We start from the raw sequence: 26,967 nt of genomic DNA, 5'->3' as shown, positions 1-26,967 counted from the left end.
TACGCGCCATGCTCCTCCGCCTCGCCGCACCAATCGCCTCCCTCGTCCTGGTATCCACCACCATGGCCCGCGAGGCCGTCCCGCTCGTCAGCGACAAATCGCTCGACGGATGGGTGAACGTCAACACGGCGGAGTCGACGTGGTCGGTGAAGGACGGCGTAATCCATTGCAGCGGCGAGCCCCACGGCATCCTGCGCACCGCGAAGCCCTACGAGAACTTCATCCTTGAGCTCGAATACCGCCACACCGCCCCCGCCAGCCAAAAGGTAGCCAACGCCGGCATCTTCCTCTGGGCCGATGCCCTCCCTGCGGTTGGTTCGCCATTCACCAGCTCGATCGAAGTCCAGGTGCTCGACGGACTGAACGAATCCGACACGCTGACCTCCCACGGCGATGTTTTTCCCATCTTCGGTGCCACGATGGTGCCACTCCACCCACACCCAAAAGGCTGGAACCGCTGCCTCCCGAGCGAAAACCGCGCAAGTCCCCGCGGCGAATGGACCCATTACAAAATCACCGCCAATGACGGGGCGCTAAAGCTGGCGGTGAACGGCAAGGAGGTCTCAGGCGGAACGCAGATCACGCCCCGCTACGGCTTCATCTGCCTCGAATCGGAAGGGTCCACCATTGAGTTCCGCAACCTGAAACTCACCGAGCTGCCAAGCACCAACGTCACAGCCGATGAGTCTGCCGACCTCCGTCAGGGCTTTGTCCCCATCTTCAACGGCATCGACATGACCGGCTGGATAATGCCCGATGGCCACGCCGGTAACTGGAAAGCCCACAACGGCGTGCTCCAGTACGACGGACAGTCCACCGCCGCCGACAAAAACCTCTGGAGCCAGAAGGAATACGGCGACTTCACGCTGATCTGCGATTGGCGCTGGACCGGCGAAAGTCAGGGGAAACTGCCGCGCCCCGTGCTGGATCCAGCCACCGGTGCGCCAAAGCAAGATGCCTCCGGACAGCCGCTGATGCAGGAAGTCGAGGAATACGACAGCGGCATCTACCTCCGCGGAAGTAGCAAAAGTCAGGTCAATCTATGGAACTGGCCCTGCGGGTCCGGCGAAGTCTACGGCTACCGAACCGATGCCTCACTGCCCCAAGCCATTCGCGCCGCCGTCACACCCCGCGAAAAAGCAGACCGCCCGATCGGCGAGTGGAACCGCTTTGAAATCACCATCAAGGGCGAACACCTCACCGTCATCCTCAACGGCAAAACCGTCATCGACCACGCCCACCTCCCCGGCGTCCCAGAACGCGGCCCCATCGCCCTCCAACACCACGGCAGCTCACTCGAGTTCCGGAACCTGATGGTGAAGGAACATTAGCGCGGTCACCGGATCACCCTCGAAAGCCAGAGCTGCGAGATCCGCATAAAGAAATAAAACAGAACCGAACATTTGTTTAATCCCGCAGAACACAGATGAAATAAGGCACAATTTAAAAAGCGATAGTTGATTCTAAAAGTTAGATAAATTCAAGATTGAGGACTCGGTGAAACACTGTTAGCTAACCCGCTCACGTTCAGCACGTGCCAGCAAAAACAAACCAACCTCAATCCATGAAGTTCAAAGCAATCCTCCTTGCTGCAGCCGCCATGATCGGCTTCAGCCACGCCGCCACCCAGATCGACTACGACAACGGCTTCACTACTTTCACCCAAGTCATCACCTCTAACCAGCCGTTTACCGAAGTCACCAGCGATCCGGGATCGGGCGTTACCTTCAACACCTACCTCCGAAGCGGACAAATCGTGCTGCCAGGCGAAACCATCCCGTTCCTGGAGAACTACAACGGCTCCACCATCAACTCTGGCGCCACATGGATCACGCTCCCGACCTACGTCAATGCCTTCGGTCTCTCGGCAGCGATGAACAACGACTTCGGCAACGGCTTCATCTACATTAACTTTTTGGATTCCAACCCAACCACTGGTACGACCGTGGTTGACAACGCAACCATCTCGGTTCCTCTCAGCTCATTGGACCTCACCACTGCTGCGTTCAAATCCGACGCCCAGTTCAACACAGTTGAAATCATGGTCGTAAACGGCACCAACAACTACCTCCGCCTTGGTGGCGACGACATCCGTTTCGGCGACGTCAGCGCCCAAGCTGTACCAGAGCCATCGGCCGCGTTGCTTGGCACCCTTGGCATGCTCGGTCTGGCTCTCCGCCGCCGTCGCTAATCCGAAACATTTCCAGTTTCTGTGAAAAGCCGCATCCCTCACGGGGTGCGGCTTTTTTGTGTCTATCCTGTCCGAGATGAATTCAAGTACCGCTCCACCGCATCCCGCAAAAACACCATTCCACGCTGGACCAACGACACTCCTGTCGTTGCTCGTAAAGCTCCGTCATCCGTTTAGCCCCCGAACGATCCAGCATCGACCGCAGTAAATCCGAACAGGATTTTGATAGAGATAACGATAAGAAGCTCCGCGCTACGCACGCGCAGCGCTGGTGGGACGGCATTCCTGCCGTCGATGATAGGTAGGCTCACGCAGAGCCCCAAAGATCCCGAAGGGCGACTAGTTCCGGCGGAGGAGAAGGGCGCGGCGGTCAACGCAGATCGCGTTTTTCCCATAGATTGGCAGAATGACGTGAACCACCCTCTACCACAGGAGTGTGGTAGCTCCATCGCCACACGCTCGCCCACCATTCACCGCTGGAGCAACGACACTCCTGTCGTTGACGCGGCAGGCTCCGTCATCCGTTCAGCCCCCGAACGATCCAGCATCGACCGCAGTAGATCCGAACAGGATTTTGATAGAAATAACGACAACAAGCTCCGCGCTACGCACGCGCAGCGCTGGTGGGACGGCATTCCTGCCGTCGATGGGGTAGACTCACGCAAAGCCCCAAAGATCCCGAAGGGCGACTAGTTCCGGCGGAGGAGAAGGGCGCGGCGGTCAACGCAGATCGCGTTTTTCCCACAGATTGGCAGGATGAGGAGGATTCGACATGGGTCGCGATAAATCGATCAGAATGATGTGAACCACTCTCTACCACAGGAGTGTGGTAGCTCCATCGCAACATGCTCGCCCACCATTCCCCAAATGGACCAACGACACTCCTGTCGTTGACGCGGCAGGCTCCGTCATCCGATCAGCGCTCGAACGATCCGGCATCGACCGCAGTGAATCCGATCCCCTTCTATTTCCCCTCAGGCTCCCTCCCGACGCGCCCATCACCAAACTCCTCGATCAGCGAGCGGCTTTCCCAGGCTTTGTCGGTGAATGCATCCATCGACTGCCGGTCACTGCGGAACCGCGCTTCGATATCGTGGATCTGCTTCCGCGCTTTGGTGATGTACGATTTCATGTCCTTCCGGTGCTCGAAGAGATCGGTCATCATTGCGTTGTCGTGCGCTTTGAACTGAGTCGCCGCCCGATGCATCGAGTACGCCCGGTTGCCTAGCAGAACCGCCAACCGCTCGGCGCAATCAATCGCGCTTCCCTGTTGCTCGAGGAAGAAATGATCCACCCCGGCTTCCAGCAGCTCGTACACATGCATCCGCGATCCAGCGCGCGCCAACACCGTCAGATGCGGGAAATGCCTCTTCGCAATCTGCACGATCTCCGTCGCCTTGGATTCATCACCGATCGCCACCACCAGGATCTTGGCTGATTCCGCACCCGCGGCCTCAAGCAACTCCAGCCGCGAGGCATCGCCATAGTAGGTCTTGAAGCCGAGCTTGCGCAGCAACTCAATGTGATCCGAGTCCACATCAAGCACGGTGGCATGGACGTCCTGCGCCCGCAGAAACCGCCCCACCAAGTTTCCAAAACGCCCGAAGCCCGCAATGATCACGGGGTTATGCTCGTCGATCTCATCGGGCTCCCTTTCATCTCCACCCGACCCGACAAACCGAGGAAACAACAAGCGCTCCGCTGCCAAGAACAGGATCGGCGTCAGCGCCATCGACAGCACCACGACCGCCGTCATCTCAGCCTTCAATTGCGCCGAGATGATCCCCAGAGGAGCCGCGACCGCAAACAACACAAAGGCAAACTCACCGCCCTGCGCCAAGGCCAGAGTGAACACAGATCGATGATCCAACGACAACTTGGACACCCGCCCGATCCCCCACAATACCAGGCCCTTCACGGCTACGAGGACGGCCGTCATTGCAATGATCCGCAACGGCTGGCCCGCAATCAGGGCAAAATCGATCCCCGCCCCGATCGCCATAAAGAACAATGCGAGTAGCAAGCCCTTCACAGGCTCCAGATCACTCTCCAACTCGTGACGGTATTCGTTGTCAGACAGCGCCACCCCGGCGATAAACGTCCCCAGCGCAGGCGATAAGCCAATCTTGGTCATCAACACCGTAATCGCCACCACCAACAACAAAGCCGACGCCACAAACGTCTCGCGTGACCGGGTCTTGGCAATCACCCGCAGCACATGAGTCGCTGCGAAGCGGCCAACCCACACAATGCCACCAACCACCAGCAGGACGACCAACGTCACTCCCCAGGGCGGCAAATGCGCGGTCCACGTGCTGCTGTGATTCTCAACCGAGCCACGCAATGCGGGGTCGGCCAGCATCGGCATCACGGCGATCATTGGGATCACCGCGATGTCTTGAAAAAGCAGTACCGAGAAACTGTGGCGCCCACCGCGGGTACGGATCAGCCCTTTCTCCGTCAGCGTCTGAATAGCGATTGCCGTCGACGACAACGCGAGCACTAGCCCAAGGCACAGAGCGGCACGCCAACTTTCACCCAGCCCCCACATCGCCAGCGCCCCGATCGCCAGCGTCGTCACCACGACTTGGGTCATCCCGGTGCCCAGTAGGTTGCGCCGCATCTTCCACAACGCGAGCGGCCGCAACTCCAAGCCGATCAAAAACAACATCATCACCACACCGAACTCGGCAAAGTGCAGCACGTCCTCGCCATTCTCACCACCGATCAAGCCCAACACCGATGGGCCGATCACCGCCCCGGCCACCAAGTACCCCAAAACGGAGCCAATCCCCAACTTCTTGCCTACCGGAACGGCTATCACAGCAGCCGCCAGATAGATCATGGCTTGAATGAAAAATGACTCAAAGTGCATGGCTCATCGGGTTAGGTCGCAGGTGCAGTGCGCTGCATTCGTGACTTCGGCTGCCGCCGCCGCATCCAAGTCCAAGGATTCATCCCGCAGCGCCGTCACCACGCGGCGATACTCCTCGCCAATGGCCAGCATGTCCTTCTCAGGATCCAGGTTGAACGTTCCGAATACCGCAAATGGTGCAATCACCCGCAAGTTACACAATTGCGCTGTCATCTCGAAAGGCAGCAGCATCGAGCGCACCGCGCAGTGGTTCTCCGCACAGTATTTTTCAACGCCCGCCCCCGTGGTGATGGTCTGCATGAAGAGCTTGCCCATCAAAGCGGTGCCCTCGGCACCATAGGCCCATCCGTGGGTCAGAACCAAATCCTGCCACTCTTTGAGCAATGCCGGTGACGAGTACCAAAAAAGCGGGTGGTGAAAAATAATCACGTCATGCTCTAGCAACAACTTCTGCTCCGCTTCGACGTCGATCGCGAAGTCCGGGTACGCCTCGTACAAATCGTGCACTGTCACGCCATCCAAGCCCGTCACTGCATCCACCAGCCGACGATTGATCCGAGACCTCTCGTAGGCCGGATGAGCAAACAAAATCAATACACGCATCGCTCGCTGTCCCGCTGGGGTTAACCGTCGTTCGCAATCACCACTTTGAGATCAATCGCCACCAGATCGTTGACCAAGTGCATCCCCAGATTGGCAAAAAACGATCCGGATCCATACAACACACCCCACAATGTCCGGTCAATCTTGAGCGACGCCTGGGCTGCCATCACTCCGTCCGCCGTCACTCCGGTGACCGCATCAAACTCAATCGGCACATCCACATCCCTGATCCTCAAATCTCCGGTGATCCGCAAATCAGGACGCCCCGGAGCCGTCACGGGCAGGCGCTCAACGGTCTCAATACAAAACGCAGCCGTCGGAAACTTCTCGACGTCGAAAAAGTCGTCGCTCTCCAAATGCGCAATCAACACGTCATGCATCGCATCCCCCGCCAAGTCGGAACAGCGCATGCTCGTCATGTCGATCATGAACTCGCCACCTACTAGTTGACCGTCACTGATATGAACAAACCCATTCTGCAGCCGGATCGACCCTTCATGATGGTTGAGCAAATTGCGTCCTACCCAATGCACTTCGCTTTGCTCCAAGTCGACCAAATGGCGTCCGTCCCTTACCTGTGGCGCATCCTCGTCATCGACTGCAGGTGCTTCCTGGTCGCGTACCACTTCACCCGGCCACCCCGCCAATCCCACCCGGTACTCATGCACATTGGTGAACCCCAGACGCAGAAGCTTCTCCAACGCCACCCGCGATTCATAACTCGATGCATGCGCCCCATAAACCACCACCAAATCGCTAACATCCGGAACCGCCTGCTTTATGTTGTCGCCAAATCCCATCTCGAACACACAAGCATTCACCGCTCCGGGAAGATGCGCCGCAGCATAGTCCGCCGGCAAGCGAACGTCGATCAAATGCATCGTTTCCCCCGGCTTCTCCATGAGCTCGTGTAAGGCGTCTGTAGCAATCAATTGGTTCATCATCACGCAATACGTTAACCGATCCCAGATAGGCGCACAGGAAGAAATCACTCCATCCCGCCTCACGCACAGCGCTGAGCGAACGGCATTCCAGCCGTCGGTTGGGAAACCTCACGCAAAGCCCCAAAGATCCCGAAGAACGGTCAGCTCCGGCGGAGGCGAAGGGGGCGGCGGCAACCACGGGTCGCGTTATTTTCCGCAGAATCGGAGCCTGCGGAGACAGCCGTTAGGCATTACAGGACGGGTAGGATTTGAAGTGGGTTGGGGCGAATCGCTCAGAATGACGGAAACCGCACATCCATCCCGCAGCCGCTGGATAGCTGCATCTCCCCCCCTCAAACACACTTCCCCGATGGACCAACGACACTCCTGTCGTTGACGCGAACAACTCCGTCATCAGCTCGGCGCCAGAACCAGGCACGCGCAGCGCTGGTGGGACGGCATTCCTGCCGTCGTTGGTAAACCTCACGCAAAGCCCCAAAGATCCCAAAGAGGGGCACACTCCGGCGGTGGGGAAAGGAGCATCGGTCCTCAATGGTCGCGCTTCTTTCCGCAGAATCGGAGCCTGTGGAAGCCGCCGATAGGCACTACAGGATAAAGAGCATAGCATTTGGGAGGTGGGGAATGCTGACATTGCCGGGTGGTGACGTGAGCCCCCCCTCAACCACAGGAGTGTGGTTGCTCCATCGCATCCCCCCCCCCTTCCGCGATGGACCAACGACACTTTTGTCGTTGCCCGGAAAGCTCCGTCATTCGTTCAGCGCCCGCACCACGCACGCACTGCGCTGGAGGGGACGGCATTCCTGCCGTCGATCGAGAGGCTCCGTCAATCCCTTCATCGTGGTGCCCCATGAAAGACGCCCACAACCGAAGCCACAAAAAAGCGGCGGACACCCGCAAACCAGGCACCCGCCGCTGATTCAAACTGAGCAGTTTCCTACCACCAAGCTTCCACCTGAACCCCGACCGAAACGCCATCACGTGACAGAGCCTGTGTCCTTGGTGCCACAAACCCCTTCAAATCCTCGTCCCACGTGGCCCACGTCACAAAGGCACGCAACACAGGACGCGAGAAGTACTCCGGAGCAGGTGACAACTGCGCCGCCAATGTCGTCTTGTACAGCGATCCCGATGGACGCAAATCGGCGCTCACGTAGTCCATCCCGGTTTCCCAGGCGAGACTAAAGTGATCGTTGAAATAATAAACCGGACGCACCCCGGCAGAGATCCAGGTCTGACGCGGATCCTCCATGATCCCGCCGTTCGCCTCGTCCCAGATGAAGGTGCCCTGCAACCCAAACCGCTCGAATGGCTCGATCACCACATCCTGCACAAATCGGAAATGCCATGCCTCCCCCAGATCCACTAACAGAGGATCTTCTGCGGTGAATCCAGCGTCGGCTCCCGCAAAGTTGGACGACGACGAGCGGAAGTTGAATGCCGACCCCACCCCGTACTGCACCATGGTCCGGCTGTAACCACCGAAGAAATCAGGGTACTCATAGCCCAGTGCTCCAGCCGCTCCCGTTGATGAATCAATGATCACATTCACCCCGTCTGGCAAAATTTGCTCGCCCGAATGAGCCACATTGAGCCAGACAAAGCCCTTTCCGTTCAGCACATCGATATCCGACCAGCGGATATCCAGGTTGTTTTTGCTGTTCACGGTTTCCGACCGCTGCGATCCGTTCGATGTCAGGGCGTCGATCGATCCTCCGATCCACGCCACCGAAAGCTTGCCGGAACCCAGGTCGATCCCTTCAATGCCGCCCCCGAATCCGCTCATATCCAGGTAGTAGAAGTCGTTCATGTGAACGTCCTTACGATCATAAAACCTCAGCCCCGCCCACAAGCTGGCCTCTGGGATCGCGGGTACCAACCCGGTCATCTTGCCGTATGCCTCACGTAGCGTGATCTCGGTCTCCGAGTTCCCCAGAGCATTGGAAACCACATACGCAGGACGGAACGACACCAACACCTCCTCGCCTTCATGCAGGTCAAAATTCGGAAAGTGATAGTCGAACCCTGTCTCCAAATAGGTCTCGGTTTCGTTACCCAGCCTGTACTTCGCCTGCGCTCCAGGCGCCCTGAACGCCTCCATCACCTCGCCATCTTCGTTCACCCCATAGCCCGAGCGGAAATATCCATGGAATTTGAATCCCCTCGTGAAATCCGCGAACTCCACACTATCAGCCAATGCCTCGCGCTCCTCTGGTGTGTGCGGCGCAGCCACTTCATCGGCAGTGAGCCCACCTTTCGCGCCCCCAATCGCTGCTGACTTAGCCGCAGGCTGAGCTTGTTGGTTCGCCACCTGCTTCTCCATCTGCACCAGCTTTTGCTCCAAGCTCTTGATCCTCGCCTCATAGTCCGCTCGCATCTGATCAATCTCATCACGAATCCTCGCCATCTCTTGAATCGCCTGCCCCTGTGGCGGATCCAAATTTTCCTGCGCCACCGCCGCCGGCAACACAGCTCCAAACATGACTCCGCTCGTAAGCACCGACATCAATGGGCGGGATGATCTGAACATAGAGGACTTTCTAGCGAAAATAGTAAACCTGTGTCAACGGTCGGCGCCTTATAATACCCATAACTCACCCGGTATTGTGAATAACTTGTGAAATCAGGGTGAGTTATTGGGGAATGACCTCGAATAACCACGCCCCGGATCGGGGATTTCATGTCATGCCCCAACCTGCTGGGTGGTTTATTCCGACTTCTTCTCTACAGCCGATGCCGTGGAACAGCTTGTGGAACCGAGGCTCACGCGACTTGTTGGAGTTACTCCCACCCTATAAGAAGAAGAGAAGAGAAAGTTTTTTGTCTATTATCTATAAGAGAACCGAACGGAAACGCGGCAAACCAAGGAAAAACAAGGGATGAGCGGTAACGCAACGTCCGGATCCGATCGGATAAACAGGCACGGAATCGGCATGAAACAACGGAAAAAGAACCCGCTTCAGTACCCCAGGAATGACGGGCATCCCAAATCTCGGCAATCCACGACCCATGCCTCCAGGAATTCCGCCTGAATTGGAACTCCTCGCTTCATGGGGTCATCGGCATTTCCCCGATAGGCGACCAACCTTTACGACACCTTTGTTTTTACACCTTGTGAATAACTTGTGAAATCGGGGTGAGTTATTGGGGAGTAGCCTAGAATAACCTACCCGAAAATCCGCAATCCGAGCTCTAGGCCCAACCTGCTGGGTGATTTATCCCGACTTGTTGGTCGTTCTCTGATCCGTGGAACATCCGATGGAACCAAGGCTCAGAGTGGTTGTTGGAGTTATTCCCACCCTATAAGAAGAAGAGAGGAGAAAGTTTTTAGTTTATTATCTATAAGCGGCCCGGCCCAAAAGCACGAAAACCGGGCGTTTCGGTGGAATCGCACCGGGCGCAGAGCGACCGGCGGGGTGCGGGAAGCCCAAAAACGACGTGCTCAAATTGGGGGCAAAACGAAACCGCCCGAAAATCGCCGCAAACCTTCAAAAGCACGCGCTCAAAAAAGGGGGGCCGAGAGAAAGCTCGACGTGCTCCAGTGTTGCGTCCTGCGGGTCAACGACACCGAGGCTGCCTCAACGTTCCGCATGTCGTAGCGCGACCCTTAGAGAGGCTGCAGGGCGGTCTGCAGCCTGGCATACGACGGAGCGTCCCCCTCTACGGCAGGAGTGCCGTAGCTCCATCGAGGAATGGTCGATGAGTGTGTTGCGATCGAGCGATCTCGAGACGGCGGGATCAGCGTGTGGCTCACGTCATTCAGAGCGATGCGCGCATCCTCATTCCCAAATCCCAGTCATCCTGTAATGCCTATCGGCGGTCTCCGCAGGCTCCGATTCTGCGGAAGAAAATGCGATCGGTAGTGACCGACGCCCCCTTCCCCGCCGCCGGAGCTGAACGTCCTTTGGGATCTTCGGGTCTTTGCGTGAGGTTTCTTTGAGGTGGAAACCACGAAGAGCGCGAAGTTCACGAAGAAGATCGTGACGGAGTCGAGCACTCGACGGCAAGTATGCCGTCCGACCAGCGCTGCGCGGTCATGGTTCGCCAGCCCTTATCGGATCCTCTGCGGGCGATGCTGGTTGCTTCGAGCGCAGAGCTCATCACGGAGCTTGCCGCGCAACGACAGGAGTGTCGTTGGTCCATCGGGGAATGGTATTCGTGTGTTTTGCGATGGAGCTATCGCGGGGCCGCGGATAGATGTACGGCTTCCGTCATCCTGAGCGACGCAGCTCAGCCCCCCCCAAATCCATCCCATCCTGTAATGCCTATCGGCGGTCTCCGCAGGCTCCGATTCTGCGGAAAGAAACGCGATCGGTAGTGACCGACGCCCCCTTCCCCTCGCGCCGGAGCTGACGGCCCTTTGGGATCTTCGGGTCTCTGCGTGAGCCTACCCATCGACGGCAAGTATGCCGTCCGACCAACGCTGCGTGAGCCCTCATGGGAGCTCCGTGACATCACTCCTCGAAAAGCCCCAGCGACGGCATGTTCTTCTCTTCCGGCTTCGCTGTCTTGCGGGCTTTAGGAGTGGCCGACTGCGTTTCCAAATGGGCTAGAATGTCTTTGGCGCGGTGGATGATCTCTGGTGGAAGACCAGCCAAACGTGCCACCTGAATACCATAGGAGCGGTTGGCGGATCCTTGGACAATCTTGCGCAGGAAGATAATACGGTCGTTCCATTCGCGCACGGCAACGCTGCAGTTCTGCACCGCTTTGCGCGACTGCGAAAGACGCGTAAGCTCATGGTAGTGAGTGGCAAACAAGGTGCGGGCACCAATGATATCATGCAGGTGTTCTGCAACCGCCCAGGCAATGGACAAGCCGTCGAAAGTAGCGGTTCCGCGGCCGATTTCGTCCAGAATGACAAGGCTGCGTGAGGTCGCGTTGTTGATGATGAGCGAGGTCTCGTTCATCTCGACCATGAATGTGGACTGCCCGCGGGCCAAGTCGTCGCTGGCACCCACGCGGGTGAAGATGCGGTCGACCAGACCAATGGTGGCCTCATCAGCCGGGATGAACGACCCGATCTGAGCCATCAGCGTGAGCAGCGCGACCTGGCGGATGTAGGTCGATTTACCAGCCATGTTAGGTCCGGTGATGAGCACCACCAGGTTGTCGTCGCGGTCGAGCAGGGTGTCGTTCGGCACGAACTTTTCATCGACCAATGTTTGGTCGAGCACCGGGTGTCGTCCCCCGTTGATGGTCAACGTGTCATCGTTGGTGAGGTGCGGGCGTCGATAGTCGAATGCGCGGGCGGTTTCCGCCAATCCGGAGAGTACGTCGACAATCGCGAGAGCTGCTGCCGTGTCCTGGATCTCGTCCATGTGGGCGAGCACACTGCCGCGCAGTTCGATAAAGAGCGTGTACTCCAAAGTCTTGGCTCGCTCGTCCGCACCGAGGATCTTGTCCTCCATCAGCTTCAGCTCTTCGGTGATGAAGCGCTCGGCGTTGGCGGTGGTTTGTTTGCGGACATAGTCGTCCGGTACATTGGCGAGGTTAGCCTTGGTGATTTCAATGAAGTAACCAAAGACCGCATTGTATTTCACCTTCAGCGATTTGATCCCAGTGCGCTCGGCCTCGGCTTCCTGAAGTTCGGCCAGCCACTGCTTTCCTTCGCGTGATGCGGCGCGCAGGGTGTCGAGTTCCTCGTGGAACCCATCGGCAAACAACCCACCGTCCTTAAGTGACGCTGGAGGCTCTTCCACCAGCGCCGAGGTGATGTGGTTGGAAAGCTCGCTGAGATCGCGCAGCCTTGGCGAGAGTTCCTCGAGAATCTTCGGTTCGTGCGCGGTGTTGATGGCGGTGAGGTGGTCTTTGAGCTCGGGGATCCGGTCGAGCGAGGTTGCCAAGCTGAGGAGATCACGCGCGTTGCCGCTTCCCTGGGCCAGGCGTCCGGTCGAGCGTTCGATGTCGCGGATTTGTTTGAGCGTGGTGCGGACCTGTTCGTGGATGAATGGTTGCTCGATCAACGCGGCAATGAAGTCCTGGCGCTCCATCAAACGGTCTATGTCGTCGATTGGGTGGAGGATCCAGTGGCGGAGCAGGCGCGACCCCATCGGTGTGGAGGTTCGGTTCAACGCATGCAGCAGCGTATGTTTGTTTCCAGAGCGTGATTCGACCAGATCCAGGTTGCGCTGTGACGCGGCATCGATTTGTACGAAATCGGTCTGCGTGTACGAGGTCAGCTTCTTGATGTGGTCGGTGGTGCGGTGGAGCAGGTATTTGACGTAGTGCAGGATGGCACCGGCGGCCCCCACGGCGGCTGGCATTTGCGCGCAGCCAAATCCATCGAGCGACTGCGTGTTGAAGTGCTCGCACAGCAGGTCTTTGGCGGTCGCTTCGAGGAAGGTGTATCCATCGCCAGCGATCGCGCCCGGGTAGGCGGACCACTCGTCCTCCTGGTCATCGGGATACAGGGTTTCCGCAGGGGCGATGCGGTTGAGCTCGTCGACCAGAGATTCGCGGTCGTTGAACTGAGTCAGGCGGAACTCACCAGTCGAGTGGTCGAGATGTGCCAGACCGTAGGCTTTGCCGGATTGGCAGACCGCGGCGAGGTAGTTCGGGCGGTTGGCGTCGAGAAGGTTGAGGTTGTCGATGGTGCCTGCGGAAATGACTTGGCGCACCTCGCGTTCAACGATTTTTCCGGGCTGGGGATCGGTCGTTTGTTCGGCGATGGCGACGCGTTTGCCGGATTTGACCAATTTGCCGATGTAACCTTCGGCGGCGTGATGTGGGACACCGCACATTGGGACGTCGTTGCGGCGGGTCAGGGCCACATTGAGAATGCTTGCGGCCTCTTTGGCATCTTCAAAAAACAGTTCATAGAAGTCACCCAACCGGAAGAACAACAACACGTCGTCCGGAAGCTTCTTCTTGATGCCGTGATACTGCTGCATCATCGGCGTGAGTTTTTCGCCCGCCTTCTTTTTTGCCATGGGCGAACGATAGCCAAAGTGCCCGAATCACCAATGGAAAATGGCCGGAACTTTTCCCTCGGCGTTGTCCGCCCGATCCGCTGAATCCCCGCCCTCAGGGACAAGTGCTTGTCCCCTTGCCGGCCAGGGCTGTGATCCAGCCGATCCTATTGTCCCTCGTCATTTCTGCAGCGAAGTGATACGATGGAATGTTCGGAAATGCTTAAGCCACAACGCCCCATGAATAAAAGAATCGAAAAATACGAGTCACTGGATCTCGACCGCAACAAGATTGCCGCCATCCTCAGCATCATCCCCGGCCTCGGTCACCTCTATAAACACCACTACCTCCAAGGTACGGTGATCCTGACGCTGGGCAATATGCTGATGATCCTGGTCACGGCACTGCTCACTCCTGCTACCTTTGGGGTGGCCGCCTTGATGGTGCCCGCCATTTACCTCGCTGGAGTCGGGTTCAATGCCTATGACATCCCTGACTGGCACGGCCGTCACGACTACCTGCACCCTTGGAAGAAGCACCGGGAAGCCCATTGAGGCAGAGCGAAGGCACGGATCACTCCCTCCGCTGGCGACGGGCGCATGAATCACGTCCATCGCCGAAGGTTGGCGTTGCATCGCTGCGGTGATGCGCTTTCATTCCCAAATGCGCATTCTCTCAGGAATCCAACCATCAGGGAAACTTCATATTGGCAACTACTTCGGCGCCATGGTGCCGATGCTCGACCTGCAGCACAAAGGCGAGCCGTACTATTTCATCGCCGACTACCACTCGCTGACCTCGGTCAGCGAGCCTGATGTGTTGCGCGCCAACGTCAGGGACGCGGCACTGGATTTCCTGGCATGCGGTTTGGATCCTGAGAAGGCGGTTTTCTTCCGCCAGTCGGATGTACCGGAAGTGAACGAGTTGGCGTGGATTCTGAGCACCGTTTGTCCGATGGGCCTGCTCGAGCGCTGCCACTCCTATAAAGACAAGCTCGCCAAAGGCTTCTCTCCGAACCACGCGCTCTTCGCCTACCCGGTACTCATGGCGGCAGACATCTTGCTCTACGACAGCGATTTGGTCCCGGTTGGCAAAGACCAAAAGCAGCACTTGGAAGTGACACGCGATTTGGCGGGTAAGATCAACGAAAAGTTCGGCGACGATATCCTCAAGATGCCAGAGCCATTCATTCAGGAGTCGACTGCCGTGGTGCCCGGGCTCGACGGACAAAAGATGAGCAAGAGCTACAACAATACGCTGCCGCTCTTTGGCGGGAAGAAAGCGTTGCGTAAGCTCGTGATGCGTATCCCGACAGACTCCACACCAGTGGAAGATCCAAAGCCGACCGAGGGCTCGATCGTACTTGATCTGTATAAACTTTTTGCAACCGAGGCCGACTACAATCAGATGATCGCCGACTACAAAGCGGGCGGTTTTGGTTACGGTGACTTCAAGCAGCGTCTGTTCGACGCCTACTGGGACCACTTCGAAGAGGCCCGTGCCCGTCGCGAGGAGCTCGAGCAGAATCCACAGCTGGTAGAGGATGTGCTGCAAGCAGGTGCCACCAAGGCACGCGCCAAAGCGCGTATCGTGCTGGACCGCGTGCGCGGTGCGGTCGGCTTGGCATAACCCACTCTGTTAATTGGGATTCGGGTTATCCTGCGCTTTGTGCTTGCTTACAAAGCGCTTGCAGTGAATACATGACTTCGTGAGTCGCGCGGACCACCCGTTGGTGCGTGATCGACCATGACCAAACAGGCAGGAAAATACATCAGGATAGAATACAGGAATGAACGATTACTACGATAATCAGTCAGGAGGAGGCCGTCGCGATCACGAACCGCTTCACACAGAAAAGATTTTTACCGACCGTAAAACCTACTTCCTCGATTTGAAGGAAAACCAGCGCGGCCGCTTCGTGAAGATCACGGAGGATGTCAAAGGTCGTCGTGACACCATCCTTGTTCCTACCGAGGCATTGGATGAGTTCATCGCCGCTCTGGAAACCATTCGCACCGAAAACGAATCCGCTTAACGGAATCATGGACTAATGACACCTGCGGCCCAGTCTGCGGGTGATCGCCTGTTTTCCCGCCCCGCTGGACTCCCTCCGGCTGGGCGGATTTTTTTTGCCTCGGCTAGCAGTGGGAATCACTGCATCCAACTCTGAACCTCGAATATAGGTTGGGCTCGAAGGTGCATTTGGGAGTGCAGTGAGCATCACTGCCTTCGATTTCAGGCGGAGCCGGGTCACGGAAACCACGAGAAGCCACAAACAAGAGGAAAGCGTGGAGCCTGTTGAGTCTCTGCGGCTTCGCGTCCGTGGGGGGAGGGATTGATAAGTGCGGCTGCGCCGGATCAAAGGATCAACCTCATGAGTGAGGTTGGTCCATCGCCGCTCGTGGTCGTGGCGGTCATTTCCGCGCAGCACTCATCACAATCTCCAACGATGTGCTCTGTGCTTTCTGGCGCACCGGTGGGTTTGCCCTCGCCTTCCTTTGCCTCTCTGCGGCTCTGCGTGAGTATCAGAAGCAAAGGCCGGAAACCTAGGCATTGGTGGCGATTATCTCACTCCAAGTGTAGTAAGGTGATTTCTGTGTAATTCACTAGTAGTGAGCTGCTTGCGGGGCTATTAGCTCGTCATCTGCCATGGCAGATCGAGCTCGTCGACACCGTGTAGGACGTCGAGCAAAATCGGTACTTCGAGAATGTCTTCCAGCGCCGATTCGTTGGTCACGGATGGCATGTCACGCTCTTCTTCCAAATGGTTTAGAACCAGTCCAGCGCATTCCAGTCCGCGGCGCCGAATGGCCTCCACGGTGAGAATTGTTTCGTTCAGTGCGCCGAGACGGTTGTTGACTACCACAATCACAGGCAGCCCGAACTCTTTCGCGAGATCACCAATGCGGTAATCGCGAGTGATCGGCACCTCCCATCCCCCTGCCCCTTCGACCAGAACACCTTCATACTTGGAGGTCAGCTCGTTGTACGCCTCCAGAATCGGCTCTAGCTCGAATGGCTTGTTTTCGTACAGAGCCGCGGTGTAGGGCGCGGCGGGCGTGTTGTAGCGCAGTGGGTTGATCAGATCCAAGTCGGGGCCGTCCATCGGCCCCGCATCACGGAGTGCCACCACGTCTTCCAGTCCGCCGCAAGAGATCGGCTTGAAGCCCACGGTCGCAATTCCCTCGCGGTTGGCTGCAGCGATCAGCTTCGATGCCACAAAGGTCTTACCGACGTCGGTTCCAGTTCCGGTGATGAAATAGCGCATGCCAACCGCTGCCATCAGATCGGTTGATGCGCAAGCGGCAACGCAGAGGAACCGTCAGGCGCAGATCAGGGCGCCTACGGATTCAAATCAAGGCTGCATTGGTTGCTGTTGTTCGGTCTGTGGCGGTGCCTCCGGGGTCACCATGTAAGGTGGACCAAAGCCGCTGCGCCCCGTGGTGCTGCGGTGGCGTGAGACCACCAGCCAAATCCCGATTGCGAGCAACAAACAGACCAGCTTCGGCCTCCAGTTACGAAACAGAAGATTCTTGATCGCTTTCATTGTCGTTCGCGGTTTGTTCGTTCAAGAGTTGGCGCAGGCGGTCGGCCAGCTCGGTGACTTTGATATTCTGCTCGATCTTGCCGCCGTGGCAGAGCGAGACATTGCCGGTCTCCTCGGACACGACCACGGCAATAGCATCGGTTTCTTCGGAGATCCCCAGCCCAGCTCGGTGACGCAGACCGATCGATCGGTTGGTCATTTCCCTTTGCGACAGTGGAAACACACATCCGGCTCCCCGAATCCGGTCCTGATTCAGAACGACCCCGCCGTCGTGCAACGCAGTGCGCGGATGAAAGATCGTGGCAATCAGCTCGGGCGAAATCTTGGCATCCAATTCGACCCCTGTTTCCAAGTGGGGATCCAGGTCGATCTGGCGTTCAAATGCAAAGAGGGCACCGAAGCGCTTGTTGGAAAGGGTCTTCACCGATTCGACCATGATTTCGATGAAATCGCTCTCGGATGTGTTGAGATCGAAAAAGCGGTGGCTTCCCAATTTCGCCAGTGCGCGACGCAGCTCCGGCTGGAAGATCACGACCAAGGCGACCGAGAGGATCAGGTAGAAGCTGCTGATCAAACTACCGATCACTTTGAGATCGAGCACCTGGGACAAAAAGGTCAAGACCACCAGCAGCGTCAGCAATCCCGTCAAGATTCTCGCCGCACGGGTGGCCCTGAAGTTGAGGAACACTTGGTACAGGAGAATGGTGAGGATCAGGATCTCAACCGGCGCGCGCCAGTAGTCCTGGATGTATTGCCAAATAGACATGGTGGAGGAATGGTGGAAGCTCCTTTGTTTGTAAGGGATCCCCGCCGCTGTTTCCAGTGAATCATTGTACCCAACGAGGATTTCCCAACGGGAGAGCGGCTGTGTTCCACGTGGAACACTCAACAACGGGCTGAACGCCGGGAAGCTGCGCCTCAAGCGCAGTCCCGCGACCGCGGGATCGGGAAGTCGAGAGGTCTGGAAGTCGGTATCGATCTTGCTTCTTGCGGCTGGTTGTCACGGCGCTGGGATGCATCTATGGTAACGCCCGCCCACGGGCGGAAACCCGGGAGTTCACTCCCCTACCCATATTCATCCGATGTCAGATTTCCGCTATCCCGTAGACTACGACGTACTGGTGGTCGGTGCCGGCCACGCTGGTGCTGAAGCCGCATTGGCTGCCGCGCGTGTCGGTGCCCGTGTCGCCTTGCTGACCCAGAACCTCGATACCGTTGCACAGATGGCGTGTAACCCTGCAATTGGTGGTCTCGGCAAAGGCCATATGGTTCGTGAGATCGATGCGTTGGGCGGTGAGATGGGACTAAACACGGATGCCACCGGCATTCAGTTCCGCATGCTGAATGCGACCAAAGGGCCCAGTGCCCGCGCACCTCGTGCCCAGGCCGACAAAAAGGCCTATCAATTCCGGATGAAGTACGTGTTGGAGTCGACTCCGAACCTCGACATCCATCAGGGGAATGTTGCGGAGATCCTGGTTGAGAACGATGCGATCAAGGGTGTGCATACGACCTTCGGCATGATCTTTGCCACAAAATCCGTGGTGATCAGCTCGGGAACCTACATGCGTGGGCTGTTGCACGTGGGGATGAAGAACCAAAGTGGAGGCCGGATGGGCGATGGGATTTCGACCCTCTCGGACTCGTTGGCCCATCTCGGGTTTGAGATTGATCGCTTTAAAACCGGCACTCCCTGCCGATTGCTCGGTCGCTCGATTGACTTCACCAAGTGCGAGAAGCAGGTCGGAGACGCGCCGCCGCAGCCATTCTCGTACGTTCCATGGCGTATTGAGAAGGATCGGTCGCTCTTCACGCTCAACCATTACGACGAGAACCATGTGTTCCACGTGGAACAACAGCCGTGCTGGATCACCTACACCAATGAGGGAACACACGATCTGATCCGCGACAACCTCGATAAAAGCCCGATGTATTCAGGCAAGATCGAGGGTGTCGGGCCGCGCTACTGCCCGTCGATCGAGGACAAGGTCGTCCGCTTCGCAGAGAAGCCGGGGCACCAGGTCTTCCTTGAGCCGGAGGGCCGCCACACCCAGGAGTACTATGTCAATGGGGTCAGCACCTCCCTCCCCTACGAGGTCCAGTACGCATTCATTCGCTCGATCCCGGGCTTGGAAAATGCCCAGATCCTGCGTCCGGGCTATGCGGTGGAGTACGATTACTGCCCTCCAACCCAGCTTTTCCCGACGCTGGAAACCAAGCGCATCAGCGGACTTTACTTCGCCGGACAAATCAACGGGACGTCCGGATACGAGGAAGCGGCCGGTCAGGGGCTTATCGCAGGAGCGAATGCCGCTTTGAAAGTGGCCGGAAAACCAGCCCTCGTGCTCAACCGAAATGAGGCCTATCTCGGAGTGATGGTCGATGATTTGGTCACCAAGGGAGTGATCGAGCCCTATCGGATGTTCACTTCCCGCGCCGAATACCGCCTGCTACTGCGTCAGGATAATGCCGATTTGCGTCTCACCGACCGAGCAGCAGAGGCCGGGTTGATCGATCGCGAACGGGTTAAACACACCGCGTGGAAGCGCAAGGAGCTCGCTGCTGGTGTCGAATTGTTGGACAAATTCCGTATTGGTCAGCACTCAGCCGCGCAGTGGTTGCGCCGACCTGAGAGCACTTTCGACGGTCTGCCTGATGAATTGAAGGCGCAGATTGATCCGCGGATGCACGCCCTGGTGCAAACCGAGGTCAAATATTCTGGCTACATCCAGCGGCAGGAAGATGCGGTCCAGCGGGTGAAACGACAAGAATCCCGAGAGCTTCCAGCCGACCTCGACTATTTCGCGATTCATGGCCTCAAACAAGAGGCGCGACAGCGGCTTACAGAGGTGCGACCACGCACTCTGGGACAGGCTGGGCGAATCAGCGGAATCACACCTGCCGATATCTCACTTTTGTCTGTCTGGTTGGAGAAAAACAGGCGGATTGGTTAGTTGGTAAGTGGTTTATTGCTAGTGGGTTATGTGTTTGTAGGTGCGCTTCTGGAGCACCCAGGCTTGGCTTGGAACTGATCTTCTTTCTCAATCGGTTTTGACTGTGGTTGTTGAAAATGAACCGCGTGCGACACTTTTCGGTAAAACGGGGGCTTTTCGACTCACGTTGGCACGCATTTTCGGCTCGCTCGGTCACGATTAGGAATTTTCTCACGGGTGAGAAATTGTAGCCTCACGCAGAGACCCAGAGATCCGGAAGGGCGGTTAGTTCCGACGGAGAGGAAGGGGGCGTCGGTCACCACTGGTCGCTTTTTTTCCGCAGATTACAGGATTGGGAGGACTTGGGAGGTGGGGAATGCTGACCTTGCTGGGTGGTGGCGTGGCCCCCCCTCAACCACAGGAGTGTGGGTGCTCCATCGCAACCCTTACGAACACTCTTCCCAGATGGACCAACGACACTTTTGTCGTTGCCCGGAAAGCTCCGTCATTCGTTCAGCGCCCGAACCACGGACGCGCAGTGCTGGGGGACTGCATTCCTGCCGTCGACTTGAAGGGCTCACGCAGAGAGCTCAGGGGCGTTCCCCTACCCTCCTTCTCGTGACGCCTTGTGATTCTTGTGGCGATTGATCCGAGTTGGAGCGGCGGGATCATGCACATTTGGGGGCAACTGAGACCGGCTCCGCCTTGAATTGAAAGCAGTGATTCTCGCTGCACTCCCAAATCTTCCTTCGTGAACTTAGGATCTTCGTGGTTCAAACAGTCCCTCTGTGTTCTCTGAGTCCTCCGTGGTTTCAAATTGAGGGCTGGATGCGAAGACGCGGTGAATCCGAGGGTGGGGCCACCCTTGCTTGCCCCGTCTTTGTGTGCCATCACCCGGTGATTCCTTTGGGATCGTCGGGGCTTTGCTTCAGCGATTATTCTGCGAACAATTGCGGGTTCGCGGGCTCAAGTACTTTTCGTTTGTCCGGCCGATCCTCCAGGTAGTCATGCAGTCTGGCTTTTACCTGCGCTTTCTCCCACAGATTGAGCGGTTTGTATCCGCGTCTGTAGCTCCAGCCATAGCCCCAGCGGTAGCCGGTCGGGAAGTATGGGCTGCCGCCTAATCGAACCCCGCGGAACATGGTGGCCGCCAACGCAGCGTCACCTGTGGCAGCAAGAACGTCATCATGGAGCGCCTGGTCTGCGGCCTCTCTCTGCTTTCGGGTTCCACCCTGCCAGTAAGCCACATCGTGGATTAGGCAGCAGTCCTTCCAATCGTACTTTCCGTCGGGTGAGCGATCTGGAAACATCGAGCAGCCGTCGGTAGTGAACGGGCGCAGTGTTTTCGGAGATTGGCAGCTGGCGAGAACCATCAGGCACAGAGCGGATGCGATCAGCGGGAGATTCAAACGGGTCATGAGGCGACGAGATGGACGGCGATGCCGAGGAATACAGCGGCCGAGAGATAGTGCATCACCTTGCGTGTGCTCGGATGAGCCAGCAATCGCTTCGCGATCGATCCGGCCAAAGAGGCGATCGATCCGAAGACCAACAATGTGCTGAGAGCGAAAAGGATGCCCAGTTGGGTGATCTGAAGCGGGATGGATTCGGAGGGATCGACGAATTGCGGTAGGAACGCGAGGAAGAACAGCGCCACTTTCGGGTTGGTGACGTTCATCACAAACCCGCGGAGCCACAGGTTGGATACGGCTTTCGGTTGGCTGCCGGAGGTGTCGTGGTTCGCCTGTGCCGATCGGATTTCAGCTACCGCTAGATAGGCCAAATACGCGGCGCCTCCCCATTGCAGGACGCTCATGGCTGCTGGCGAGGCCTTGAGAAGCGCGGTCACGCCGAGAGCGACAGCGAGGGTGTGGACCAACACGCCGCAGCAAAGCCCTGCGATGATTTTCCACCCGGCGCGGGCGCCATGGGTGACCGAGTGGCTGAGGACGAACAAATTGTCCGGTCCTGGGGTCAGAGCCAGCACGATACACGCGGCAAAGAAGGTCAGCGCTGAGGTGGGAGTGAGCATTACTTCTTCGGTGGCAGGGATTCCGCGTACTCCATCCCGCGCAGCACCCACGCAGCAAGAGCTTCGTCGTCCAAGGAGTCCACCTCGACCATCACAAAGCCGCGTATCGCTTTGCCGGTAAAGTCGAACGGACGCGTCCCTGGAGCCTCCAGAAGGCCTTCTGTGCCCTCTTTCGGGCATCGGACGATCAACTCCCCTCCTAGCACCCCACAGGCCATGTGGTCGCCCAGCTGGAACGCGATACCGCCAAACATCTTGCGTACGGTGAGGTCGGGGCGATCGCCCAGCAGGTACTGGACGCGGTCGGCGAGTTGGAGGTCATAGGCCATGGGCAGGGCGAAGCGAAGTGGAGGTGGGTATCAATGGCGTTTGGTCACCACTTTTGTCTTGGATGCCAAATCGTGCCATGTGGATTTTTGGTCGGCGAAGATGGAGAGCTGATCCAAAGGGATCAGCCGGATCGACGTACGGAGCAACGCTTGGCGCAAGGTGATGCGCTTGCCCTCGTGATTCACCACCCTGCTTCGGGTGTAGGCTTGGCCGATGGTGCGGCCCACGCAGAATTCGAGCCCGGCGAAGTAGAGGAAGAAAACGATCAGCGTGAGCAGAAAGCCCATTGGTCCGCTTTTGAAAAGATCGATCCCTAAGCTCTCGGCGTTGGCGTGGACCACGGCGTTGAGTATGAGCCACAGCATGCCATCGAGGAGAAAATGAGCAAAGCGCCCAGTCATGCCGGCTTGGTTGAATGAGGCTTGATGAAATGCATCCACCACCTCCTCATTCGGCGACGCGGCAGGTGCGTGATATGGGTTCCACGTGGAACATTTTGGTTTCTCGGCGTCGGGCATGCGTTGATCAGTGGAGCAAACCGGCTGCTAGTTTTCAAGCTAACCGCTGTCTGCGGGCTGAAATTGGATCCCCGGAGGACGCTGAGAGCACGGAGGGATCACTTGAACCACGAAGAAACGAAGCTCACGAAGTTGTGTTTGGGAGTGCGGTGAGCATCACCGCTCTCGATTGTAGGCGGAGCCGGCTGGGAAGGTCTGCTTATCTTCCTAAATAGCTCTAGCTTCTTCGAAGAGAGAGGCTGGTATTGGGTATTCGAGCTCCCAAGTCATAGAAATGGGGCGGTCGTTCTTGAACGAGATGAGTGATCTGGCGGGCCCCAAGAAAACGAACGGAGAGGTTTCACCATCGGTTTTTTTCTCCAGACGAGCAAAAAATAGGATCGTGTAACCCCGCTCTTTGAAGTGGATGTAGTTCTGTCCAGTTGGGCTAGATTGAGTGACCGTCGATTGGCTTTCCCAGTGTAGTTTGGTCGGACTAATCGGGTAATCTTGGTAACGAGTGGAAGGTGAAAAATCGTTCTCTTCCTTCCGGAATGTAACGAGGTGAATGTATGTTTTCTGCTTCTTTACGTGGATCACACCCTGCCCCGCTGGGCCAGATTTCTCCAGTGATGAGAGCTCAAAAGCAGCTTTGATCTCAGCTGAGCCGTAGGCGGCATGGAGCTTGAGAGAATGTTGGTACGGAAGTGGACACTCGCGCATGACGTGAGGGGTTGTTGATCTACGCCAAGCCGCGATTTCCTTCGCATCTGCGACTAACGACTGATTCTTGAGCCAACGAGTTCGTGATTCATCTAGCGACTGCATGCCTAATTCCTTGCCGCTGCGTCCCCAGAAGAGGTAATGAAGGGCGGTTTCCAATTTTTCGTCAGATTGCCTGCTGCGAGATTCCTGCGATTCGATGAGTGTAAGCAGAGTCGGATCGGATCTCAGCGCAATGCGGCTAAGAGCTTTGCGACCTTGAGTAATATAGGGATCCTCGGGCTTTGGAATGAGGCCTGCGCTTGCCTTCCATTCGGACCACGTTTTGCGTTTAAGAACATCGATTGGTGAGAGATCCGTTTCGGCTAGGAAGTTCCCGAAGGTCAAAGGCTTTGTAGATGTCTGTTCCCATGTCTTGATGACCTCAGGGACGAAGTGGTTGAGGTTGGATAAGACGGATTTTATTTTATGGAGGATACGCTCTCGAGCCACCCGCTCGAGTTGGATGCTGCAGCCTGGTGCTAGATGAGGAAAGTCGTCTTCGATTTCTTTGTCGAGACGTTGACGACGTCGTGAAAGCAGAGCGGTAAACTTGGTTTCGAGTCGGTAGTTGCGGTGTGTATGACCCACAAAATCAAGTACGGTAAGGCACTCCTTTTCGGGGGCATGGCGAAGGCCTCGACCAAGTTGTTGGAGGAATACAGTGAGGCTCTCGGTTGGGCGGAGGAATAAAACGAGGTCGATCTCTGGAACGTCAACCCCTTCACTGAGGACATCGACTGTGAAGAGGAAAGTCACCTTACCGTCACGGAACTGACGCATGAGGTTCTTCCGTTCGTCTCGAGGCGTGTCCCCAAGGATAGTGGCTGCAGAAATGCCCGCCTTCTTAAAGCTATCTGCCATGTAGTGTGCATGATTTTTGCTAGCACAGAAACCAACCGCGCGCGCAGCGCGATATTCGGGATGGTAGCGCTCCAGTGCGGCGAGGATCATGTCCAGACGCTCCCTGGCTTCGAGGTGGTCGCCCGTAAGCACATTGTCGAGAGCGGTTTGATCGTAGCGGCCGTTTCTCCATAGGTGGTCACCACTCAGATCGACATTATCAGTGACTCCAAAGTAGTGGAACGGGCACAGCAGTTTTTCCTCAAGAGCCTCGGGTAATCTGATTTCTGCAGCGAATTCACCGCCAAAGTCATCGAGCACAGAAGCTCCGTCCATGCGTTCAGGCGTCGCGGTGAGTCCAAGCAAAATGGTGGACTTTAGGTCATCGAAAATTGCGCGGTAACTGCTTGCTGGGCCGTGGTGCACCTCGTCGACAATGATATGATCAAAGTGATCTGGACCTAATCGAGCCCACGGCTTGTTGCTATTTAGGGATTGGACTGAAGCGAAGACGTGTTGCCACTCAGTGGGTTGGTAGCTATCGACGAGAAGTTCACCGAAGTTTTGGTCTCGAAGAACCGTGCGGAAACAGCCAAGTGCTTGCTCGAGAATCTCTTTTCGATGAGCTACAAAGAGTAGCTTTGGTTGAGCCTTAGAGGCTTGGACTCGAGATTGATAGTCGAGTGCGGAGATGACGGTCTTTCCTGTACCTGTCGCAGCAACGATTAGATTACGCTTTAGACCGCGCGAGCGGGCTGCATTCAATGCTTCTAAGATTCGTTGCTGAAACGGCTTCGGATGAATCTCAGCAAAGAATGTTGGGATCCCGTTGTCATGTGTTCGATGGCGATGAATCGCCTGTCTAAATCGCGAGAAGTCATTCTCAGTGTAGCGCTCGAATTCAGGGCTTTCCCAGTAGGTAGCGAACTCAGCTGAAAAGCGCTCAAGTACATGTGCCATGTCTTGCTGAGTCACTTTCATAGTCCACTCCAAACCGCTGGTCATTGCAGAGTGAGACATGTTCGCCGATCCTATAAAGGCTGAGGAATAACCCGTCTTTCTGACAAAGTGGTAAGCCTTGGCGTGGAGGCGTGTGGCTGTAGTATCGAACGAGACTTTGACGCTGACGTTAGGCTGCTTTGCGAGCCACTCCAGAGCGTTGGGATCACTAGCTCCCATGTAACTCGTCGAAATAATACGTACTGGAATCCCACGTTCACTTAGCGATTTGAATGCCGGAAGAAGTAATCGGAGACCGGACCACTTGATGAATGACACTAGAATATCTACTGAGTCGGCAGTCTTAATTTCCGCTCTCAGTTCATGTTCCAACGGTGGATCTGAACCTTGGCCCGTATGAAGGGAGCTTGTGTAAACGGGAAGCGCCGGGCGAGGTAGTGATTCTGGCGTTGATGTGACCTCTAGTAGGAGAGACTCTTGGCGATCTAGCAATTGCTTCCTTGCTAGGAAGTCTAGACCTTCAGTTTCTGAGAGTAGCTCGACCAGTCGGTTGACCAGGGTGATTCTGCGGTCAGCGCTTTCGATGCGGAGAGCTTGTTGTACAAGTTGCCCGACAAACTGAGCGTAGAGATGTGGCGCAGCCTCGTCGTCAATCTTTCGGAGCGTGGCCTTGAGTTCAGGCTGATTGCGCAGCAGTTCCTCTAGTTCAATATCAAGAGGGCGTTCGTATATGCCTAACTGCAGGTCGCTCATGGCTGCAGATTAGATTTCAAAAAGAAGCCGGACTCAACCTTCAGATTTATAAAGTGACGTAAATCTATGAGCGGACAGCATGGTCAGAGGCGATGCTGCTAGTAGTCCATAGATCTCGATGGGCGGTCGGGGATGGCGCCTGACGTTTGGGGCGTGTGATATGGAGCTGATCGTGGCGTGGCAGGTGGTCTGTCGGAAATTGTGACATACCACTTATTTAGGCCACCGAGGCGTGACGGGATCGGCCATCGGGAGAGTGCTGCGCTTTGGCGGTATCGTGCGCTCGGCCGGGGATGGGGGGGGCGGATTTACCTCGGGTGGCGCTCGCCTGAGGATCGCTGACTCCAGGCTGGTATGAGAATCGCTTTCAGCGATGCGGTGGCGGGGCACGACCTCAGATCCCGCCGCTTGAACAGTCCCGATTGGTAGCGGCTGAGGAGGGTATCCCCTCTCTCGGTGCGGAAATCGTTACAAAACTGCAAAACCTATTATTTTCGGTCAGTTGGCTGCGAAAACGATTACGAGTTGGTTTCGACCCTCTCCTTTTCGCAGGGATCTCGTTCTGGCCGGTTGCGTCCGGCTGCGATGTTCCCGTGGGTCTGCCCGGTTGGTGGCACGCAAAATGCCCGGGGTGCGGGCGCATGTGGCGCTCCGCACTCCGGGCATGGTTGGGTTTTCCGCCGCCTTTGGGAGGGAATTGGCGGTGGGGCGAGGAGGGATGTGGTCGCTGCGCTGCTTTTGGTTAGGATGTAGGCAGGAATGCCCCAGCGCTTTGCGAAAGGTCCTCG

Annotated in this window: 18 protein-coding genes; 6 read left to right on the top strand and 12 right to left on the bottom strand. The window is 56.9% G+C overall.

Annotated features, from left to right (window positions below; genetic code table 11):
* Nucleotides 1-8: 8 nt before the first annotated feature.
* Together G3M56_RS02025 and G3M56_RS02020 are read left to right on the top strand one after the other, a co-directional pair.
* Nucleotides 9-1,331 (top strand): 3-keto-disaccharide hydrolase, encoded by a 1,323-nt coding sequence (locus G3M56_RS02025; protein WP_164365207.1) that lies wholly within the window; start codon nucleotides 9-11, stop codon nucleotides 1,329-1,331.
* 233 nt (nucleotides 1,332-1,564) lie between these two features.
* Nucleotides 1,565-2,191 carry a PEP-CTERM sorting domain-containing protein gene (locus G3M56_RS02020; protein ID WP_164365208.1) on the top strand — a complete coding sequence of 209 codons (627 nt, stop codon included), beginning with the start codon at nucleotides 1,565-1,567 and terminating at the stop codon, nucleotides 2,189-2,191.
* Nucleotides 2,192-3,155: 964 nt separating this feature from the next.
* Here the strand turns inward: G3M56_RS02020 and G3M56_RS02015 are convergent.
* The 5 genes from G3M56_RS02015 to mutS form a co-directional block, all read right to left on the bottom strand.
* Nucleotides 3,156-5,066: a monovalent cation:proton antiporter-2 (CPA2) family protein gene (locus G3M56_RS02015; RefSeq protein ID WP_164365209.1), complete on the bottom strand. Its 1,911-nt coding sequence runs from the start codon at nucleotides 5,064-5,066 to the stop codon at nucleotides 3,156-3,158.
* 3 nt (nucleotides 5,067-5,069) lie between these two features.
* A complete protein-coding gene (locus G3M56_RS02010) occupies nucleotides 5,070-5,669 on the bottom strand; it encodes an NAD(P)H-dependent oxidoreductase (RefSeq protein ID WP_164365210.1) in 600 nt (199 codons plus the stop codon).
* Between the two features lie 20 nt (nucleotides 5,670-5,689).
* A complete protein-coding gene (locus tag G3M56_RS02005) occupies nucleotides 5,690-6,613 on the bottom strand; it encodes a YceI family protein (RefSeq protein WP_235203535.1) in 924 nt (307 codons plus the stop codon).
* A gap of 934 nt (nucleotides 6,614-7,547) precedes the next feature.
* Nucleotides 7,548-9,140 carry a carbohydrate porin gene (locus G3M56_RS02000; RefSeq protein WP_164365212.1) on the bottom strand — a complete coding sequence of 531 codons (1,593 nt, stop codon included), beginning with the start codon at nucleotides 9,138-9,140 and terminating at the stop codon, nucleotides 7,548-7,550.
* 1,924 nt (nucleotides 9,141-11,064) lie between these two features.
* On the bottom strand, nucleotides 11,065-13,542 hold the full coding sequence (gene mutS / locus G3M56_RS01995; protein ID WP_235203534.1) for a DNA mismatch repair protein MutS: 2,478 nt from the start codon (nucleotides 13,540-13,542) through the stop codon (nucleotides 11,065-11,067).
* Nucleotides 13,543-13,761: 219 nt separating this feature from the next.
* On the opposite strand from mutS, the gene G3M56_RS01990 reads away from it, so the two are divergent.
* The 3 genes from G3M56_RS01990 (at nucleotide 13,762) to G3M56_RS01980 (ending at nucleotide 15,557) form a co-directional block, all read left to right on the top strand.
* Nucleotides 13,762-14,076, top strand: a complete 315-nt coding sequence (locus tag G3M56_RS01990; protein WP_164365213.1) for a hypothetical protein — start codon at nucleotides 13,762-13,764, stop codon at nucleotides 14,074-14,076.
* A 109-nt stretch (nucleotides 14,077-14,185) separates the two neighbouring features.
* Complete coding sequence (gene trpS / locus G3M56_RS01985) at nucleotides 14,186-15,151, top strand: tryptophan--tRNA ligase (protein WP_164365214.1); 966 nt, start codon at nucleotides 14,186-14,188, stop codon at nucleotides 15,149-15,151.
* Between the two features lie 160 nt (nucleotides 15,152-15,311).
* Entirely contained in the window at nucleotides 15,312-15,557 is a 246-nt protein-coding gene (locus G3M56_RS01980; RefSeq protein ID WP_164365215.1) for a DNA-binding protein, read from the top strand.
* A 597-nt stretch (nucleotides 15,558-16,154) separates the two neighbouring features.
* Here the strand turns inward: G3M56_RS01980 and bioD are convergent.
* Nucleotides 16,155-16,805, bottom strand: coding sequence for a dethiobiotin synthase (bioD, locus tag G3M56_RS01975; RefSeq protein ID WP_235203533.1), 651 nt, complete (start codon nucleotides 16,803-16,805; stop codon nucleotides 16,155-16,157).
* 232 nt (nucleotides 16,806-17,037) lie between these two features.
* On the bottom strand, nucleotides 17,038-17,835 hold the full coding sequence (gene cdaA, locus G3M56_RS01970) for a diadenylate cyclase CdaA (RefSeq protein WP_164365216.1): 798 nt from the start codon (nucleotides 17,833-17,835) through the stop codon (nucleotides 17,038-17,040).
* Between the two features lie 316 nt (nucleotides 17,836-18,151).
* On the opposite strand from cdaA, the gene mnmG reads away from it, so the two are divergent.
* A complete protein-coding gene (gene mnmG, locus G3M56_RS01965) occupies nucleotides 18,152-20,023 on the top strand; it encodes a tRNA uridine-5-carboxymethylaminomethyl(34) synthesis enzyme MnmG (RefSeq protein WP_164365217.1) in 1,872 nt (623 codons plus the stop codon).
* Nucleotides 20,024-20,937: 914 nt separating this feature from the next.
* On the opposite strand, the gene G3M56_RS01960 is transcribed toward mnmG, so the two are convergent.
* From G3M56_RS01960 to G3M56_RS01940, 5 genes are all read right to left on the bottom strand, one after another.
* Complete coding sequence (locus G3M56_RS01960; RefSeq protein ID WP_235203532.1) at nucleotides 20,938-21,420, bottom strand: hypothetical protein; 483 nt, start codon at nucleotides 21,418-21,420, stop codon at nucleotides 20,938-20,940.
* Entirely contained in the window at nucleotides 21,417-22,034 is a 618-nt protein-coding gene (locus G3M56_RS01955) for a LysE family translocator (RefSeq protein ID WP_164365218.1), read from the bottom strand. The genes G3M56_RS01960 and G3M56_RS01955 overlap by 4 nt, the downstream gene beginning before the upstream one ends.
* Nucleotides 22,034-22,363, bottom strand: coding sequence for a TfoX/Sxy family protein (locus G3M56_RS01950; RefSeq protein ID WP_164365219.1), 330 nt, complete (start codon nucleotides 22,361-22,363; stop codon nucleotides 22,034-22,036). The genes G3M56_RS01955 and G3M56_RS01950 overlap by 1 nt, the downstream gene beginning before the upstream one ends.
* A 30-nt stretch (nucleotides 22,364-22,393) precedes the next feature.
* The gene (locus G3M56_RS01945; RefSeq protein WP_164365220.1) at nucleotides 22,394-22,882 is read right to left on the bottom strand and encodes an RDD family protein; all 489 of its coding nucleotides are present in this window, start codon (nucleotides 22,880-22,882) and stop codon (nucleotides 22,394-22,396) included.
* A gap of 207 nt (nucleotides 22,883-23,089) precedes the next feature.
* Nucleotides 23,090-26,179: a DUF3427 domain-containing protein gene (locus G3M56_RS01940; RefSeq protein ID WP_164365221.1), complete on the bottom strand. Its 3,090-nt coding sequence runs from the start codon at nucleotides 26,177-26,179 to the stop codon at nucleotides 23,090-23,092.
* Between the last annotated feature and the right edge of the window lie 788 nt (nucleotides 26,180-26,967).

The sequence above is a fragment of the Sulfuriroseicoccus oceanibius genome, from assembly GCF_010681825.2.
GTDB classification, from domain to species: Bacteria; Verrucomicrobiota; Verrucomicrobiia; order Verrucomicrobiales; family SLCJ01; genus Sulfuriroseicoccus; species Sulfuriroseicoccus oceanibius.
The sequence above is the reverse complement of the archived record's forward strand: the minus strand, read 5'-3'. Positions and strand labels throughout refer to the sequence as shown.

What these genes read in the sequence shown, in the direction of transcription:
- G3M56_RS02025 (WP_164365207.1), top strand. Translation starts at nt 9, where the DNA reads ATGCTCCTCCGCCTCGCCGCACCAATCGCCTCCCTCGTCCTGGTATCC.
- G3M56_RS02020 (WP_164365208.1), top strand. Translation starts at nt 1,565, where the DNA reads ATGAAGTTCAAAGCAATCCTCCTTGCTGCAGCCGCCATGATCGGCTTC.
- G3M56_RS02015 (WP_164365209.1), bottom strand. Translation starts at nt 5,066, where the DNA reads ATGCACTTTGAGTCATTTTTCATTCAAGCCATGATCTATCTGGCGGCT.
- G3M56_RS02010 (WP_164365210.1), bottom strand. Translation starts at nt 5,669, where the DNA reads ATGCGTGTATTGATTTTGTTTGCTCATCCGGCCTACGAGAGGTCTCGG.
- G3M56_RS02005 (WP_235203535.1), bottom strand. Translation starts at nt 6,613, where the DNA reads ATGATGAACCAATTGATTGCTACAGACGCCTTACACGAGCTCATGGAG.
- G3M56_RS02000 (WP_164365212.1), bottom strand. Translation starts at nt 9,140, where the DNA reads ATGTTCAGATCATCCCGCCCATTGATGTCGGTGCTTACGAGCGGAGTC.
- mutS (WP_235203534.1), bottom strand. Translation starts at nt 13,542, where the DNA reads ATGGCAAAAAAGAAGGCGGGCGAAAAACTCACGCCGATGATGCAGCAG.
- G3M56_RS01990 (WP_164365213.1), top strand. Translation starts at nt 13,762, where the DNA reads ATGAATAAAAGAATCGAAAAATACGAGTCACTGGATCTCGACCGCAAC.
- trpS (WP_164365214.1), top strand. Translation starts at nt 14,186, where the DNA reads ATGCGCATTCTCTCAGGAATCCAACCATCAGGGAAACTTCATATTGGC.
- G3M56_RS01980 (WP_164365215.1), top strand. Translation starts at nt 15,312, where the DNA reads ATGAACGATTACTACGATAATCAGTCAGGAGGAGGCCGTCGCGATCAC.
- bioD (WP_235203533.1), bottom strand. Translation starts at nt 16,805, where the DNA reads ATGGCAGCGGTTGGCATGCGCTATTTCATCACCGGAACTGGAACCGAC.
- cdaA (WP_164365216.1), bottom strand. Translation starts at nt 17,835, where the DNA reads ATGTCTATTTGGCAATACATCCAGGACTACTGGCGCGCGCCGGTTGAG.
- mnmG (WP_164365217.1), top strand. Translation starts at nt 18,152, where the DNA reads ATGTCAGATTTCCGCTATCCCGTAGACTACGACGTACTGGTGGTCGGT.
- G3M56_RS01960 (WP_235203532.1), bottom strand. Translation starts at nt 21,420, where the DNA reads ATGACCCGTTTGAATCTCCCGCTGATCGCATCCGCTCTGTGCCTGATG.
- G3M56_RS01955 (WP_164365218.1), bottom strand. Translation starts at nt 22,034, where the DNA reads ATGCTCACTCCCACCTCAGCGCTGACCTTCTTTGCCGCGTGTATCGTG.
- G3M56_RS01950 (WP_164365219.1), bottom strand. Translation starts at nt 22,363, where the DNA reads ATGGCCTATGACCTCCAACTCGCCGACCGCGTCCAGTACCTGCTGGGC.
- G3M56_RS01945 (WP_164365220.1), bottom strand. Translation starts at nt 22,882, where the DNA reads ATGCCCGACGCCGAGAAACCAAAATGTTCCACGTGGAACCCATATCAC.
- G3M56_RS01940 (WP_164365221.1), bottom strand. Translation starts at nt 26,179, where the DNA reads ATGAGCGACCTGCAGTTAGGCATATACGAACGCCCTCTTGATATTGAA.